The sequence below is a fragment of the Streptomyces sp. NPDC035033 genome, assembly GCF_040636735.1.
In the GTDB taxonomy this organism is placed as follows: Bacteria; Actinomycetota; Actinomycetes; order Streptomycetales; family Streptomycetaceae; genus Streptomyces.
Genome location: NZ_JBEZUZ010000061.1, coordinates 17,293 through 31,689, shown reverse-complemented (window position 1 = coordinate 31,689; position 14,397 = coordinate 17,293). Strand labels below are relative to the sequence as shown.

The 14,397-nt window shown below is 74.2% G+C and carries 15 protein-coding genes; 5 read left to right on the top strand and 10 right to left on the bottom strand.

The features are described 5' to 3' along the window. Positions 1 to 119: 119 nt before the first annotated feature. The 6 genes from AB0E83_RS23340 to AB0E83_RS23315 are packed head-to-tail and all read right to left on the bottom strand — an operon-like array spanning position 120 to position 6,406. Positions 120 to 881 (bottom strand): ABC transporter permease, encoded by a 762-nt coding sequence (locus AB0E83_RS23340; protein WP_362115061.1) that lies wholly within the window; start codon positions 879 to 881, stop codon positions 120 to 122. A gap of 3 nt (positions 882 to 884) precedes the next feature. Further along, positions 885 to 1,634 carry an ABC transporter permease gene (locus AB0E83_RS23335; protein ID WP_362115057.1) on the bottom strand — a complete coding sequence of 250 codons (750 nt, stop codon included), beginning with the start codon at positions 1,632 to 1,634 and terminating at the stop codon, positions 885 to 887. Beyond that, positions 1,631 to 2,575, bottom strand: a complete 945-nt coding sequence (locus AB0E83_RS23330) for an ABC transporter ATP-binding protein (RefSeq protein WP_362115054.1) — start codon at positions 2,573 to 2,575, stop codon at positions 1,631 to 1,633. The genes AB0E83_RS23335 and AB0E83_RS23330 overlap by 4 nt, the downstream gene beginning before the upstream one ends. 4 nt (positions 2,576 to 2,579) lie before the next feature. After that, positions 2,580 to 3,908 (bottom strand): metallopeptidase TldD-related protein, encoded by a 1,329-nt coding sequence (locus AB0E83_RS23325; protein WP_362115051.1) that lies wholly within the window; start codon positions 3,906 to 3,908, stop codon positions 2,580 to 2,582. Continuing rightward, a complete protein-coding gene (locus tag AB0E83_RS23320) occupies positions 3,905 to 5,248 on the bottom strand; it encodes a TldD/PmbA family protein (RefSeq protein WP_362115048.1) in 1,344 nt (447 codons plus the stop codon). The genes AB0E83_RS23325 and AB0E83_RS23320 overlap by 4 nt, the downstream gene beginning before the upstream one ends. Positions 5,249 to 5,302: 54 nt before the next feature. After that, positions 5,303 to 6,406: a hypothetical protein gene (locus AB0E83_RS23315; protein WP_362115045.1), complete on the bottom strand. Its 1,104-nt coding sequence runs from the start codon at positions 6,404 to 6,406 to the stop codon at positions 5,303 to 5,305. A gap of 364 nt (positions 6,407 to 6,770) precedes the next feature. Between AB0E83_RS23315 and AB0E83_RS23310 the strand changes: the two genes are divergently transcribed. Next, positions 6,771 to 7,556 carry a hypothetical protein gene (locus tag AB0E83_RS23310; RefSeq protein ID WP_362115042.1) on the top strand — a complete coding sequence of 262 codons (786 nt, stop codon included), beginning with the start codon at positions 6,771 to 6,773 and terminating at the stop codon, positions 7,554 to 7,556. Continuing rightward, the gene (locus AB0E83_RS23305) at positions 7,553 to 8,473 is read left to right on the top strand and encodes a helix-turn-helix domain-containing protein (RefSeq protein WP_362115039.1); all 921 of its coding nucleotides are present in this window, start codon (positions 7,553 to 7,555) and stop codon (positions 8,471 to 8,473) included. Before AB0E83_RS23310 ends, AB0E83_RS23305 begins: the two co-directional genes overlap by 4 nt. A 108-nt stretch (positions 8,474 to 8,581) precedes the next feature. On the opposite strand, the gene AB0E83_RS23300 is transcribed toward AB0E83_RS23305, so the two are convergent. The 4 genes from AB0E83_RS23300 to AB0E83_RS23285 form a co-directional block, all read right to left on the bottom strand. Next, positions 8,582 to 8,980 carry a transposase gene (locus tag AB0E83_RS23300; protein WP_362115036.1) on the bottom strand — a complete coding sequence of 133 codons (399 nt, stop codon included), beginning with the start codon at positions 8,978 to 8,980 and terminating at the stop codon, positions 8,582 to 8,584. Continuing rightward, positions 8,977 to 9,624, bottom strand: coding sequence for a dihydroxyacetone kinase subunit DhaL (gene dhaL, locus AB0E83_RS23295; protein ID WP_362115033.1), 648 nt, complete (start codon positions 9,622 to 9,624; stop codon positions 8,977 to 8,979). Before dhaL ends, AB0E83_RS23300 begins: the two co-directional genes overlap by 4 nt. A 50-nt stretch (positions 9,625 to 9,674) precedes the next feature. After that, positions 9,675 to 10,679, bottom strand: coding sequence for a dihydroxyacetone kinase subunit DhaK (gene dhaK, locus AB0E83_RS23290; protein ID WP_362115030.1), 1,005 nt, complete (start codon positions 10,677 to 10,679; stop codon positions 9,675 to 9,677). Positions 10,680 to 11,003: 324 nt separating this feature from the next. Then, positions 11,004 to 11,780, bottom strand: coding sequence for an IclR family transcriptional regulator (locus tag AB0E83_RS23285; protein WP_362115027.1), 777 nt, complete (start codon positions 11,778 to 11,780; stop codon positions 11,004 to 11,006). Between the two features lie 92 nt (positions 11,781 to 11,872). Between AB0E83_RS23285 and dhaM the strand changes: the two genes are divergently transcribed. The 3 genes from dhaM (at position 11,873) to AB0E83_RS23270 (ending at position 14,394) form a co-directional block, all read left to right on the top strand. Then, entirely contained in the window at positions 11,873 to 12,265 is a 393-nt protein-coding gene (gene dhaM, locus AB0E83_RS23280) for a dihydroxyacetone kinase phosphoryl donor subunit DhaM (RefSeq protein ID WP_362115024.1), read from the top strand. Next, complete coding sequence (locus AB0E83_RS23275; protein WP_362115021.1) at positions 12,249 to 12,554, top strand: HPr family phosphocarrier protein; 306 nt, start codon at positions 12,249 to 12,251, stop codon at positions 12,552 to 12,554. The genes dhaM and AB0E83_RS23275 overlap by 17 nt, the downstream gene beginning before the upstream one ends. 1,069 nt (positions 12,555 to 13,623) lie before the next feature. Beyond that, positions 13,624 to 14,394, top strand: coding sequence for a LuxR C-terminal-related transcriptional regulator (locus AB0E83_RS23270; protein ID WP_362115018.1), 771 nt, complete (start codon positions 13,624 to 13,626; stop codon positions 14,392 to 14,394). Positions 14,395 to 14,397: the final 3 nt, after the last annotated feature.

The window sequence follows — 14,397 nt, the reverse complement described above, 5'->3', positions numbered from 1 at the left end:
ACGGTCGGGGCGGCCGCGCGGCCGCCCTCGCGGTCAGGCCGTCCGGGCGCGGGGCGCGGGCCCGGAGCGCCGCCGGGCCGCGCACCGGCGGAGCGCCCGGACCGGCCGGGCCCGCCGGTTCACTCGCGGGCCCGGCCGAGCCGGCGCGCGGCCTGCCGTACCGCCCATGCCATGAACAGGGAGCTCGCCACGAACCAGCCGGCTCCCGCCCCCACGGCCTTCAGCAGCTCGCCGCCGTCCCAGTCGCCCCCCGCGAGGCGTCCGGTCACGCAGGCCATGATGTGGGTGAGGGGGAGCAGGTCCGCCACCGGCTGCAGGAAGGCGGGCAGCCGGTCGTACGGGATCAGCGTCCCGGTGAGCGTCATGAGGACGAGGTCGGCCATGTTCGGACCGATGAACAGGTCCTCGACCAGCAGCGCCAGCGCCGAGAGGGCGAGCCCCAGACAGGCGGTGGTCACCACCGCCAGGGCCAGCAGCCCGGTGTACGGCACCATCCCCACCGGCATCGAGCCGTACAGCCCGCAGCACACCAGGTAGGTGCACAGGCCGCCGAGGACGCCGTCCACCACGTGCGGCACGGCGCGCTGGCACGCCGCGCCGAGCTTGTTCTGCGGTGAGGTGAGCCAGATGCCGAGAGTGCCGTAGGAGCGCTCGTTGCCGACCGCGAGGGCCATGCCGTAGAGCACCGCGCTCGACCCGGCCAGCAGGCTCGCGCCGACCAGCATGCGGCCGATGGCCGCGCCGTAGTGGTTGGCGAGCGAGACGAAGGCGATCGACATGCCGATCGGCCCGACGATCCGCGAGCTGAGGTAGCCCAGCGGGTTGAGCCAGGTGAAGAGCGCCTTGTACGACAGCAGCGCGCCCTTGATGTACGTGGTCACCGGTCACACCTCCATGGGGACGGCCCGACGGCGCGCGGTGTGCTCCACCCGCCGTACCAGCAGCACGACCACCGCCGCGTAGACGGCGGTCAGGGCCAGCGCCACGGCCACGTCGCCGGCCGGGCCGCCGCGCACCCAGGCCATGACGTGCGCCTGGGGCAGCAGCTGGGACACCGCCTGGACCGGCGCGGGCAGCGCCGACTGCGGGACCACCAGCGCGGAGAGCGCCATGACGAGGCCGCTGAGGCCGTTGACCATGCCGGACGAGTAGGGGAAGCGGAGCACGGCCACGGCGAGCAGGCCGACCACGGCCGTGGTGGCCAGCGTCAGCAACGCCCCGCCGGCCAGCCAGCGTCCCCACGCGAACGTGCCGTCGAGACCCCACAGCAGGGCCAGCACCGCGAAGGTGCCGGGCACGGCGACCAGGGTCTGCACCGCGATGCCGGTCAGCCGGCCGAGCACCAGCGGCACCAGGCCGCCGGGGCTGCCGAGGGCCGCGTACAGCGTCTTCCACTGCTTCTCGCCGAGCAGGCTCAGCACGACGAGGACGATGGCGGAGTCCAGGATGCCGATGCCGGCGGAGGACACGGCCAGGTCGCTGGTGGTGCCGGGCGAACCGGCCACGTCCGTCCGGTTGCTGTGGATGACGAAGGCGAAGACGCAGGGCAGGGCGAGGGTGCCGAGGATGGCCACCGGGCTCGTCGCGTGCATGCGGAGCTGGTCGGCCACCGACCTCAGGAACGTGTTGCTCATGAGGGGGCCACCATCTCCAGGAAGACCTCTTCGAGGGTGGGCGGGGTGACCGCCACGCTCAGGGTGCGGCCCGGGAAGCGCGTCAGGATCCACTGCACGGCGGCGGGGCCGTCGCCGGCCCGCAGGATGGCGGTCGAGCCGTCGCGCCGCTCGTCGAGCAGGCCGGGGCAGTCGCGTATCGCGTCGGGGACCGCGACGTCGGCGAAGTCGATGCGCACCGTGTGGCCGAGCCGCTGGGCCGCGGCCAGCCGCAGCGCGGAGGCGGTGGACTCGGCGTGGATCCGGCCGTCCTTCATCAGCACGATCCGGTCGCTCAGCTCCTCGGCCTCCCGCATGTCGTGCGTGGTCAGCAGGATGCTGCGGCCCTCGGCGGAGAGCTCGGAGACCAGGGCCCGCATGGCGGCCGCCGACTGCGGGTCGAGCCCCGCCGACGGCTCGTCCAGGATCAGCACCGCGGGGTCGTGCAGCAGCGCGCGGGCCAGGTGCAGCCGCTGCTTCATGCCGCGCGAGAACGACCCGACCAGGTCTCCCGCCCGGTCGTGCAGGTTCACCGTCTCCAGCAGCTCGCCGGCCTTGCGCTCCAGCGCCGCGCCGCGCAGGCCGTACATCATTCCGAAGAAGGTGAGGTTCTGGCGGGCGGTCAGGCGCGGGTACAGACCGGTGTCGCCGCCGAGGCTGAAACCGCAGGCCAGGGAGGCCCGCTTGCGGTCGCGGACCACGTCGTGGCCGTCCAGCAGGACGGTGCCCGAGGTCGGCAGCAGCAGACCGGTCAGCATCCGGACCGTCGTGGTCTTGCCCGCCCCGTTCGGGCCGAGCACGGAGACCAGCTCGCCGGGCCGTACGGTCAGGTCGACGCCGTCCACCGCCTTGCGGACGGTTCCGTCGCGGGACGTGAATTCCCGGCCTAGGCCGGTGACGTGGAGCCCCCTGTTGGCAGACAAGATTTCAGACCTCGTTCCTGGCGGTCAGACGGGACAGGTCCATCGACAGCGGGGCGCCGCCGACGGAGAAAGGACCGGGGTGGTACGAGACCGTGTCGCCCACCCCGGTGAGCGCGGCGAGGAAGTCGGCGGCCTCGCCCTCCACCACGAGCGGTGCGCAGGCACCCGCCGGCACGCCGTCCACGGCGCGCACCGCCAGGAGCCGGAACGCCAGCTGCCCGCCCGAGCGGAACTCCTCCACGCCGAGGCTGCGCACCTCGGTCACCAGGCAGTGCTCGCCGCTCCACGGGTCGGGGGCGTCACCGCCCGGTGCCAGTCGCACATTGGTCGCGGTGGGCTGGGGCTGGTACCGGCGGGCCTCCCACGCCGCGTGGCCCGTGGCGCGGCGCGCCGTCCGGCCGGCGGTGCCGGCGACGACGTTGAGCCGGCTGGCGACGGAGTGCTGGACGCCGTCCGCGGTCACCAGCTCCATCGCGCCCGTCGCGGTCCCCTCGCAGTCGAACGCCCGCGCGCCGTGGCCGTCCACGGCTCGCCCGTCGTCGACGACCGCCGTGCACAGCGGACGCGGCTCGGTGATCGGGTGGAACAGCACCGTCGCCGCCAGCGCGCGCAGCAGCTGCGCCGCCGCCGAGGGGAGGAAGCCGATCCCGTCGCCGCCGTACGTCCGCAGGGGCGGGCGGAGCGCCGCGGCCGTCAGCGCCAGCTCGCGGCCGAGGGCGTAGGCGTCGACGCGTTCGAGGTCGGCCGCGTAGTGGGAGAGCGCGGCGGTCGTGGTGCCGTCGTCGGCGGTCACCACGGCCCGCACCTCGGCGCCGCGGCAGACGCTCTCGCCGCGGGGGCCCGTGGAGTCGGCGTAGACCTGCTCGCTCAGCACCTCCGAGACGGTGAGCTCGCGCACGGTGTGGCCCGGGCCGGCTCCCTCGGCGATCCGGGCCAGCAGCGGTGCCGGGTCGGCGGCGACCGCCTCCAGCTCGACCCTCCCCTCGCGGTTGCGCCAGCCGCCCCGGTGCGGGGCCGGCTCCGCCACCGGGGTGCGGGCGGTGCCGAGCGGCAGCAGGGCCCGTCCCGCCTCCAGCAGCCGGCCGGTCGTGGCGGGCGTCGGCGCGGGGGCGTTGAGGTACGCCTCGCGGCCGTCCCGGGCGAGGCGCACGTACCCCTCGAACCGGCCCTGCCCCACCCGCAGTTGCCTGCCGCCGCCCGCCGGATCGACGGTGAGCCGGCGCCGGGCGGTGCGGGCCAGGTGGACGAACGCCTCTTCGCCCGGCCGCAGCGCGCGTTCCACGGCGTCCGCCACGGCGAGCGCCTCGCCGCCGCGGCTGTCCAGTTCTCTCATGCGGCGCTCCAGTCGAGGGCTGCGTAGCGCATCGAGGGGGAGTAGAGCCCGATGCCGATCATCTGACCCTGCTTGCCGCAGGTGACGTTGTCCCCGCCGAAGTCCGACCCGATGGCCTCCAGCCGGGACAGCGCCCCCAGCGCGTTGCCCACCACGCTCACGTCACGGGCGGGGACCCGGTCGCCGGCCGGCGTCACGTAGTGGCAGTCGAGCGCCGCGAACGAGAACTCGCCGGTGCCGAGCTGGATCATCCCGGCGCCCAGGCAGCCGACGTACAGCACGCCCGTGCCCTCGCCGCGCAGCATCAGCTCCGGATCGTCCGTCCCCGGCAGCGCCACCGTGTTGCTGGCGCGCGGGATGGCGGGGCTGCGGAAGTCCGTACGGCGGGCGTTGGGCGTGGGCCGGTGGCCGCCGCGCCGCGCCGTCCGCACGGAGGTGAGGGGCGCGCCTATCTCCCCGTTCTCCAGCAGGGTGGTGACCGTGGCGGGGCGGCCCTCGTCGTCGGCGGGGTAGGAGCCGTAGCCGTGCTCCACGGTCGGGTCGTCCCGCACGGCGAGCGCGGCGGGCAGGGCGCCGGGGCGGCGCAGGCCCGCGACGTAGGCGCTGTCGAGCTGGAAGTTGTCGGCCTCCAGCGCGTGGCCGACCAGTTCGTGGAGGAAGCCGGCCGCGGCCGAGGGGCCGAAGACCACCGGCGTACGGTGCTTGCCGCCGACCGACGCCGCGGCGGAGTCCCGGGCGCGGTCGAGGGCCGTGCGCACCAGCTCCTGGACCGACCCGTCCGCCCGGACGGCGTCGGGGCCCTTGCGCAGCCAGCGGCTGAGGCCCCGGTAGCGCCGGCCGGACACGATCACGCCCGCCTCGACCCGGCGGCGCAGGGTGTGCGTGGCGCCCGCGTGGACGGTGCCCTCGGTGTCGGCGACGGCGTACCGGCGGTAGGTGAAGTCCTCCATCGACCGGATCGAGTGGGGGACGCCGGGCTCCGCCACCTCCCAGGCGCCGGGGGGCAGCGGGGTGAAGCCCGCGGTGTCCGGGCCGGGCGCCCAGTCGGGCGCGGTGGCGGGACGCGGGACGCCGAGCCAGTCGGCGAGGGAGCCGGCCTGGTCCGGGGTGACCGCCTTGTAGCGCCAGCGGCCGTCCCTGAGGGCCAGGCACCCCAGGCCCTCCCTCAGGTCGCCGCAGGTCGCGGCGGACTCGCCGGCGGTGTGCTCCACGCCGACCGCGAGGGTCGACTCGGCGAAGACCTGGAGGTAGTCCGCCGCCCCCGCGAGCTCGCGGACGGTCCGGTCGGCGACCTCCCGCAGCCGCTCGACGCCCGGCGCGGACAACTGCGCAGTGCTCATGATGGCTTTCGTTCCCTCGGTGCTGGTCGAACCGTGCCGGCCGGTCGACGCCGTTCAGACCGCGGCGAGGCGGGAGAAGGGCTTGGTGTCGATCAGGCCCTTGTTCCGCAGCGCGCCCAGGACGGATTCGATCCGGGACCGGGTCATCCCCTTCAGGGCGGGCACGCTCTCGCCCAGGTGCTCCACCGCGTCCACGACGGCGTCCGCCGAACGGCCGTCGCACAGCGCCCAGAGGTACGCGGGCACCTCCTTGAGCAGCAGCTGGCGGCCGAGCTCCCAGTGGAGCAGGATGCCTTCGCCGGTGCGCAGCACGTTGAAGCCGGTGCTGCGCCACAGGCCGTCCTCGGCCGCGGAGGGCCGCCAGCCGGGCCAGGCGCCGATCGGCGCGTCGGCGTCACCGAGCAGCTGCGCGACCGTCACGCACGTCTGGACGAAGAGGATCAGCTCCTCGGCGGCCGCCTGGCCGCCCTCGGTCCAGGAACCGCGCTGGTAGTGCGCGAACAGGTCCAGGGGGAAGCCCTCGACGGGGGTGCGGGCCAGCTGCTTGTAGACCCACTTGTTGCTGAAGTAGAGGTCCCCGGCGGCCGCCGCCACCGCCTTGCCCGCGTGGGCCACGAGGGACTGCGCGGCGAACGCGGCGGTGTCCAGGTCGCCCTCCGCGGCGGCGCCGACGAAGTCCTCCAGGTGGCTGTTGATGGCGACGGCGGAGTGGTTGACCGCGGTGCGGCGCAGGGCGGGGAGCGCCTCGGTGACGCGGGTGCGCAGGGCCGTCAGCCGCTCGGAGCCGACGACGGTCTCGGAGGAGTTCAGCCGGAGGACGAAGTCGAGGGGGCCCGGCACCTTGTGCAGGGCCATCAGGTTCTCCCGGTGCAGCTCGAAGCCGGTGAGCCCGGCGACCCGCTCCTCGACCTCGGGGAGCGAGCACCGCTCCACGTCGACGCGGTGACCGTCGACGGTGTACTGGGTCGCCTCGTCCCCGACGGGTACTCCGGGGCCGAGCAGCACGAAGAGGTCGGCGTCGCTGGTGGCGTTGCCCAGTCCGGCGGTCAGGCTGCCGCCGATGTAGACGGAGTCGATGTCCGTGCCGGCGTCGGCGGCCAGGGCCCGGCCGAGCTTCCGGGCCGCCGCGAGCTTCTCCTCCACCGCGGGGCTTCCCATGTGCTGTCGTTCCCTTCGTGCTGCCTTGCGAGTCGGGGGGATCCTGAAGTGGCGGGAGCCGGTCCGACTCCCGCCACGGGGTCGTCAGACGTTGACGACGTTGACCACGTTCACGACGTTGACCGCGGCCTCCTCGTCGGTGTCGAACTCGACGATGTCCTCGTCGATCTCGACGATGTCGACGTTCTCCATTGCACACCTCCTCAAACGAGAGTTCGGTTTTGCGTGGGACTGGATTGGATCACGGGCGGGTGCGGCCTGCCACGGATTCGTCTCTGACCGAACACCCGTGCATGACGGTGTGCGGCGCTGGTTAGGATCCGGCCCAGATCCGCCAAGATCCCCCGGGACAAGGAGCGTTGGGATGAACGGCTTGACGGCTGACGAGTGGCTGCGTCCCCTGCGCGAACGCGGACTCGTGCCGCGCGGGGCGCTGGCCGCGTTCGTCGTCGGCTCCGCCGCCCGCGGCTGGCACAACCCGCGCAGCGACTTCGACGTCTACATCGTGGCGGGCGCGGAGCGCGTCTCCCCCACGAGCGGCACCGTCCCGGTCCCGCTCGAACCGCCCTTCCTGCGGACCGAGGCGTTCGTCGCGAACGAGCGGCGCTGGGACGTCACGTACTGGCTGGAGGGCCAGGTCGACCAGATCCTGGCCAAGGTCTCGTGGGACGCCTTCGAGAGCGGCCGGGTCACCGAGGACACCCTCGACCTCCGCGAGGAGCTGCTGCTGTCGCGGCTCGGCAGCTGCGTGCCGCTGCTGGGGCGGGAATGGCTGGAACGCAACCGTGCCCGGCTCGCCGAGTCGGCGTTCCGTTCCTTCGCCGTCGTCCGCTCCCTGGGGGCGGCGGACGACGCGGTCGAGGACGCGCTCGGTCAGCTGGAGGCCGGTGACCTCCAGAGCGCGACGATATCGGCACGGCTGGCCTTCGGGCACGTCGTCGACGCGCTGCTGGAGAGCCAGGGGGAGTACGGCAGCCACCTGCCCAAGTGGCGGCCGAACCGGTTCAAGGCCGTCGCCCCGGAGGCCATCGGCTTCGACGAGTACTGGCGCGTGGAGACGATGCAGGGGTACGACGCCGCCGACCCGGGGCCCTGGATCAAGGACGTGCTGACGCTCTGCCAGGACCTGGCCATGCGGGTGGAGCCGTGATACGGCTCCGCGTCGACGACGACAGCCTCCAGACCACGCGGCTCGCCTTCAGCCCGCTCTGGGAGACCATCGGCAGCCTCGCCGTCCTGGCGCGCTACCGGGGCGCGGCGCCGTCGCCGTACACGAACTGGGCGCGCGGCGTCCGCGACGGGATGCCGGCCGAGCTCGTCCAGCACCTGGTGGAGGCCGTACGGCGGCCGGACCCGCCGCTGTTCCCGCCGGGCCTCGTGCCGGCTCCGGACCCGGCGCGCAACACCATCGAGGCGGAGCTGCGGCACATGCGCGAGCGGCACGCCGGTTCGGCCCGGGTGGAGCGGCTCGCCGGACTGCTGGAGCGGTACTGGGAGTGGGCGATCGAACCGCACTGGACCTCGATCCGCTCCTCGCTGGAGGAGGAGATCCTCTTCCGGGGCCGCACCCTCGCCGTCGGCGGGGTGGAGCCGATGCTCGCCGAGCTGGGCGGCCGCGTCACCTGGACGCCGCCCTGGCTGACCGCGCCGTACCACCGCGATCTGGACGTCTCCCTGAACCGCTCGAAACTGCTCCTGGTGCCCACGGTGTTCACCGGGGGCCAGCGGCTCTTCATGGAGGAGGACGGCGTCGTCGCCATGTCGTACCAGGCCCGGGCCACCGGCTACTTCCACGTCCTGACCGCCGCGCCGGGCCCGCACCCGGTGGCCGAGGACCGGCTGGCCCTGCTGCTCGGCAAGGGCCGTGCCCAGGTGGTGCGCGCCCTGGAGGTGCCGAAGACCACCACGGCGCTCGCGGCGTCGCTGGGCGTGGCGAAGAGCACCGTCTCCCAGCACCTGACCGTGCTCACCGAGACGGGGGTCGTGTGGAAGCAGCGCCTCGGCGGGCGCGTGTTCTACCAACTCGACTCGGCCGGGCTGGCGTTGTTGCGACAGCTGGGGCTGTGAGCGGGCGGGCGCCGGCGCCGGCCGGGACGGGCGCCGGCGCCGGCGGCACGGGCGCGCGACCCCCGGCCGCGGTCTCGGGCTCGTGCCGTGGCGCTCGTGGCGAGACGCTCACGCCGTGGGCGCGCCCGCCGTCGACCGCGACGTGCGCCGCGCCGCCGCGGCCCGGCGCACGACCGTCGCCCAGTGGCGCAGGTGGGGCGGCGTCCCGGGCACGCCGGCGGCCTCCTCCAGCCGCTCCCACAGCCCGGCGTCGCACAGCTGGAGGAAGCGGCGGTGCGCGGTCTGCCAGGGGGTGCCGAAGGCGCCCGGCACCCCCCGCCAGGACGATCCGCTGACCAGCACGTACAGGACGGAGGCGAACACCGCCTCGTCGTCCGGGCGCCGGGTGCCCCCGCCCTGCGGCCGCCTGGCCGGGGCCGGCATGACGCGCTGCGCGAGGGGCCACAGGGCCATGGGCGCCGGCCAGGCGTACCCGCGGAAGGCGGCGTCCGGAGCGGCGGTCCTCACGCCGGCTCCACCGTGTCCGCGAGAGCCGCGAAGACGAAGGCGGTGGACGTCGCGCCCGGATCGGGGTGACCGATGCTGCGCAGCCCCAGGTAGGAGGCGCGTCCCTTGCGGGCCTGCAGTGCGACGCAGGCCCGGGCGCCCGCCTCGGCCGCCTCGGCGGCGGCCCTGGCCGCCGCGGCGAAGGAGCCGTTCCCGGCGGCGCTCTCCCGGAACGCCGTGACGGCCGGCAGCAGGGCGTCGACCATCGTCTTGTCGCCCGGGACGGCCGCGCCGAAGCGCTGTACCTCCCCCAGCCCGGCCGAGAGCGCCGCCGCGAACTGCCCGGCGGTCACCTCCGCGTCGGTGCCCAGCGCCCTGCCCATGCCCCGGAAGGCGCTGCCGAAGAGCGGCCCGGAGGCGCCGCCGACCGAGGAGATGAGCGTGGTCCCGGTGGCGACGAGGACGCCGCCGACGGAGTCCGGGGCCGCGGCGGAAGCGGTGTCCGGGGCGTCGAGGGCGGCGAGGGCCGCGTCGAACCCGCGCTTGAGGTTGGTGCCGTGATCGCCGTCACCGATGGCCGCGTCGAGGTTGCACAGCTCCTTCTCGTTCCGGGCGACGACCGCCGCGATGGCGCGTATCCACTCATGGGTCTGCAGGACATCCACTCGTATCCCCCTCGTTCCGAATGTCGTTCAGGTGGCCGTGCGGGGCGGGGTCAGAGGCCCCAGCGCAGTGCGGGAGTGCGCACGGGGCTGTCCCAGAGCGCGACCGTCTCGTCGTCGGCCGGGCACAGGGTCAGGGAGACGCCGGCCATGTCGAGGCTGGTGACGTAGTTGCCCACCAGGCTGCGGGCGATGGTCACGCCACGGCCGTCCAGGGCCGCCGAGACCTCCGCGAAGGACACGTACAGCTCGGCCAGCGGTGTGGCCCCGAGGCCGTTGACGAGCAGCAGGACGGCACTGCCGCGCGCCGGACGCAGGTGGTCGAGGAGCGTGTCCGTCAGGGAGCCGACGAGTTCCCGGGCCGGGCGGTACTTCTCCCGGCGGCGTCCGGGCTCGCCGTGGATGCCGACGCCGAACTCGATCTCGTCCTCGGGGAGCCGGAAGCCGGGCGCGGTCTCGCCCGGCCTGCTGCAGGGCGTGAGCGCCGCCGCGAGCGACGCGCTGCTGTCCGCCACGCGCTGGGCCGTGCCGGCCACCGCGTCCAGGCCGGCCCCGCGCTCGGCGAGCGCGCCGGCCAGCCGGTGCACGAAGACGGTGGCGCCGGTGCCGCGGCGGCCGGCCGTGTGGGTCGAGTCCTCGACCGCGATGTCGTCGGCGATGACGACCTGGCGGACCTCGTGGCCGTGGTCGGCGGCCAGCTCCTGCGCCATCGTGAAGTTGAGGATGTCGCCCGTGTAGTTCTTGACGAGGTGGACGACCCCGGACCCGGTGTCGGCGTGGCGCGTGGCGGCCAGGATCCGGTCCGGCGTGGGCGAGGTGAACAGGGCTCCGGGGACGGCCGCGTCGAGCATGCCCGGTCCGACGAACCCGGTGTGCAGCGGCTCGTGGCCGCTGCCGCCGCCCGAGACCATCCCCACCTTGCCCGGGCGGGGCGGCTCGGCCCGTACGATCACGCGGCTCTCGGCGAGCAGCCGCAGCTCGGGGTGGGCGGCGGCCATGCCCGCCAGCGCGTCGTCCAGAAGGCTCTCAGGTGTGTTGATGAGCTTCTTGCCGGTCACAGGTGGGTGCTCCTTCGATCCGGTGGGGTTCGTGGGGCGAGGCGGACCGGTCGCGGGAGAGCGCGGCGGGTCACGGTGCTGGTCACGTCCTCTCGCTTCCGACGACGGCCGGGTCTGAAAGCTGTTCGTCATGACTGAAGATCAGCGTAGAGGTAACGCTCAACTGCGCTCTGCGGTCAAGGGGTTGGCGCAAAACAGCCCCTCGGTCGTCCGGCTGCGGGAGAGTCGTCCCCGTTCGGCGTCCGGAACCGGTGGGGGGCACCCGGTGTCCGGGTCCCGGACGACGGGCGGCGCGTGGCCGGCCGGCCGCTGTCCGGCGGCGGCTCACGCGCCCGCGGACATCCCCGCGGTGCGCGGCGCGCCGAGGTCCCGGGAGATCCCCCGGGCGACCTCCCGGACGGCGATCGTGCACTCCTGGCGCGCGTCCTCGGCCAGCAGCCGTTCGACCGGTCCCACCAGGCCGACCGCGCCCGCGACGAGCCCCGTCCGGTCGAAGACAGGAGCGGCGATCCCGGCGTCGCCCAGGGTCAGTTCCTGGTCGTCGACGGCGTACCCCGTGCCGCGCACCAGGTCCAACTGGGCCTCCAGCGCGGCCGGTTCGTCGACGCTGACGCCGGTCACCCGGCGCAACTCGCCGGCCAGCAGCTCCTTGCGCCGCTGGGGAGGGAGGAAGGCCGCGATCGCCTTGCCCAGGGCGCAGGCGTTCCAGGGCAGCGTGGCCCCGGTCTCCAGCACCTGGAGGGCGTCCCCGGGGCGGAACCGGTGGTGGATCACCAGGACGTCCGGCTCGGTCAGCACGCCGACCCAGACGGCCGCGTCGGTCCGGTTGGCCAGATGGTCGGCCCAGGTGGTGGCGCGGGCGCGGAGCTCGTGCGAGTCGAGGTAGGAGTTGCCGAGGGCCACCAGGCCCGGTCCCAGCTGGTACCGCCCCGTCTCCGGGTCCTGGCGCACCAGTCCCTCCGACTCCAGGGTGCGCAGCAGCGCGTGGGCCGTCGGCTTCGAGACCCCGATCCGGCCGGCGAGCTCCGTCACGCCGAGCCGTGGCGTCGCGGTCGCCAGTTCCCGCAGGACGTGGGCCGCCCGTTGTACCGCTTGAATCATCGCTGTTCCCTCAGAGATTCCTACGAGCAACATTCCCCCGTGTTGTCGTTCAGTATTGCAGTACACCGTTCCGGTGAATACAGTCAGCGTTCGTGGATCCTTTGGTTGGCATCGTACTCGTCTCACACAGTTCGGAAATCGCCCGCGGGCTGAAGTCCCTTCTGGGGCAGATCGGTTCCGGTGCGGTGACCGTCATCGCGGCGGGAGGTACGGACGAGGGCGGAATCGGAACGAGTTACCAGCAGATCCGCGGGGCGCTGCGCGCCGCGGACACGGGCGCGGGGGTGGTGGTGCTGCCGGATCTGGGCAGCTCCGTGCTCACCACGCGCGCGGTCCTGGACGACGACCCGGCCATCGACGCGGTCACCGTCGACGCGCCCTTCCTGGAGGGCGCGGTCGCGGCGGTGGTGGCCGCCGAAGGCGGTGCGGACGTGTCCGCCGTGGCCGAAGCGGCGGAGGAGGCCCGCCATGTCAGCAAGTTCTGAGGCCGGGCGCCCCGAGGCCCGGGCGGAGACCCCGTCCGGCGTCCGGCTGTCCGTCGTGCTGCCGGCGGATCTGCACGCCCGTCCGGCCGGTGCCGTGGCCCGCCGGGCCGCGGGCCTGCCCGGCGGCGTGTACGTCGAGGCCGCCGGCCGGTCGGCCGACGCGGCGAGCGTCCTGGCCCTGATGGCTCTCGGGGCGCGGGCCGGCGAGACGGTCCACGTCCGGGCCGAAGGCGCCGGGGCCGAGGCCGCGGCGGCCGCCGTCGCGGAACTGCTCGCGGCGGCCGAATGACGCGCCGCCCCGCCGGGCGGCGCCACCATCAGGCGTTTTCTCGCGTTCGGACGCTCCCCGTGCTCAAAGTGGCGTGATATGGCCCGCTGAGGGCCGGCGATCTGCCGGGGAATTCGGAAAAGACCGGTCGTCACCCGGCCGTGGTTCGGCTTTTCCCTTATTCCCCTCGCATCCGCCGGACGTGGATCGGAAGCTTCCGGTCCATCGGGACGCGGTGCCCGGGGGGCCGTCCGGTGAAACGAATGACGACGGGTTCCGGTTCGGCGAGAAGCATTCCGCGGACCGGGCCGCCGACATCGGCCCGGAATTCTTCGCCGCGGCAGTCGCGGCAGTCGCGGCAGTCGCGGCAGTCGCGGCAGCCGCGGAACGCACGCGGCGCATTCTTTTCGCGGCCGGCGCGATGACGCCGCCCCGCCGTCGTCCCTTCGCGGCCGCCGAGCGGGCGGCGCGGCCGGCCGGTCTCGCCCGGCGCCGTTCCGCCCTCGGGGCGGGCGCGGGTCCCCTCCGTCCGGCGGCGGACGCGGCTTTCCGCGGTCCTTGTTCCGTCATGGGGGAATTCCGCAGCGGACGGCACGGGTGAATTCGGACACCGCGAGAAGGGCGTCGCCCGCCGTCGCGCGTCCCCCGGCCATGCGGCGACGCGGCCGTGTCCCGTCGCGTTCTCGTGCGGAATGAAAGAGTCCGTCATGGCGACACCGCTCGCGGCACCGAGCGGATCCGCCGGCGCGGTGGCGGAAAACATCGCCATTCGGGTGAAGCCGGCCGTTGTCGCAGGTGCCGGGCGGCGGTCGTCCCCCGGCCCGGAAGCGGAATCGTGCTGCCCTATGGGAAGGGCCTTGACGAGCCATGGGCTACGCGCTGATCATTTCACCTGATGTTCCGCGATGACGAACAGCGGTCGACCGTAAGGGGGGCGGATCGCCACTGATCGGACCGCCACAGCCTTGTGGTGCCCGGGCTCCGACCCCGGCCCGACCTTCCACCAGTCGTCTTCCCCACTCGCCAACGATCACCGGCCGCCGTGTGCTGTCCGCGGCCGGATGAGCCCGAAGACCTGAGGAGCAGGCAGTTGCCCACCACCGCAGAGCCGTTGAAGGACTTCGTCGTTCCGACCCTTCAGGAACTGCGCGAGCAGGCGCAGCAGTTGGCGGAGCTGGCCAACCGTCTCTCCGGGAGCCCGCCGGCGGAGGCGCCGGGCACGCCGCCCGGCGTCCCGGCCGAGGACGCGCGCTCGCTCACGGCCCGTCTGCTCCAGCAGGCCGGCCACCGGACGGTGCGGGTGCAGAGCAGCTACGCCGAGGGCCCGCACGAGTCCAGAGACCCCCTTCTGAGACGGCTGCACAACGCCCTGCTGGCCCAGGGCGCGGAGATCCGCGTCCTGGCCCCCAGCCGGCTGCTCAAGGACGAGGAGGCGTTCGCACGGCTGACCGAGCTGGCCGCCTCGGGCGCGCGGATCCGGCTCCACCCCTGTGACCTGCCCACCGCCACGGTCTTCGACGGCAGGGTGGGCCTGCTCGGGGCGGAGCGCGGCGCGGCGCCCACCGTGATCAACGATCCCGAGTTCGCCCGGGCCCTGTCCGCCCTGCACAACGCCGTCTGGCTCCAGGCCGTCGAGCTCGGCTCCGCGCACGCCGACTGGACCGGCGACGAGAGCGCCGTGCGCGTGCTGCGCGTGGTGAGCCAGGGCTACACCGACGAGAAGGCCGCCCGGGTCCTGGGCCTGTCGGTGCGCACCTACCGCCGCCACGTGGCCGCGCTGCTCTCCCGGCTCAACGCGACCTCCCGGTTCCAGGCCGGGGTGCGAGCGGCCCAGCTCGGGCTGATCGACGCGCCCGTCTGACCG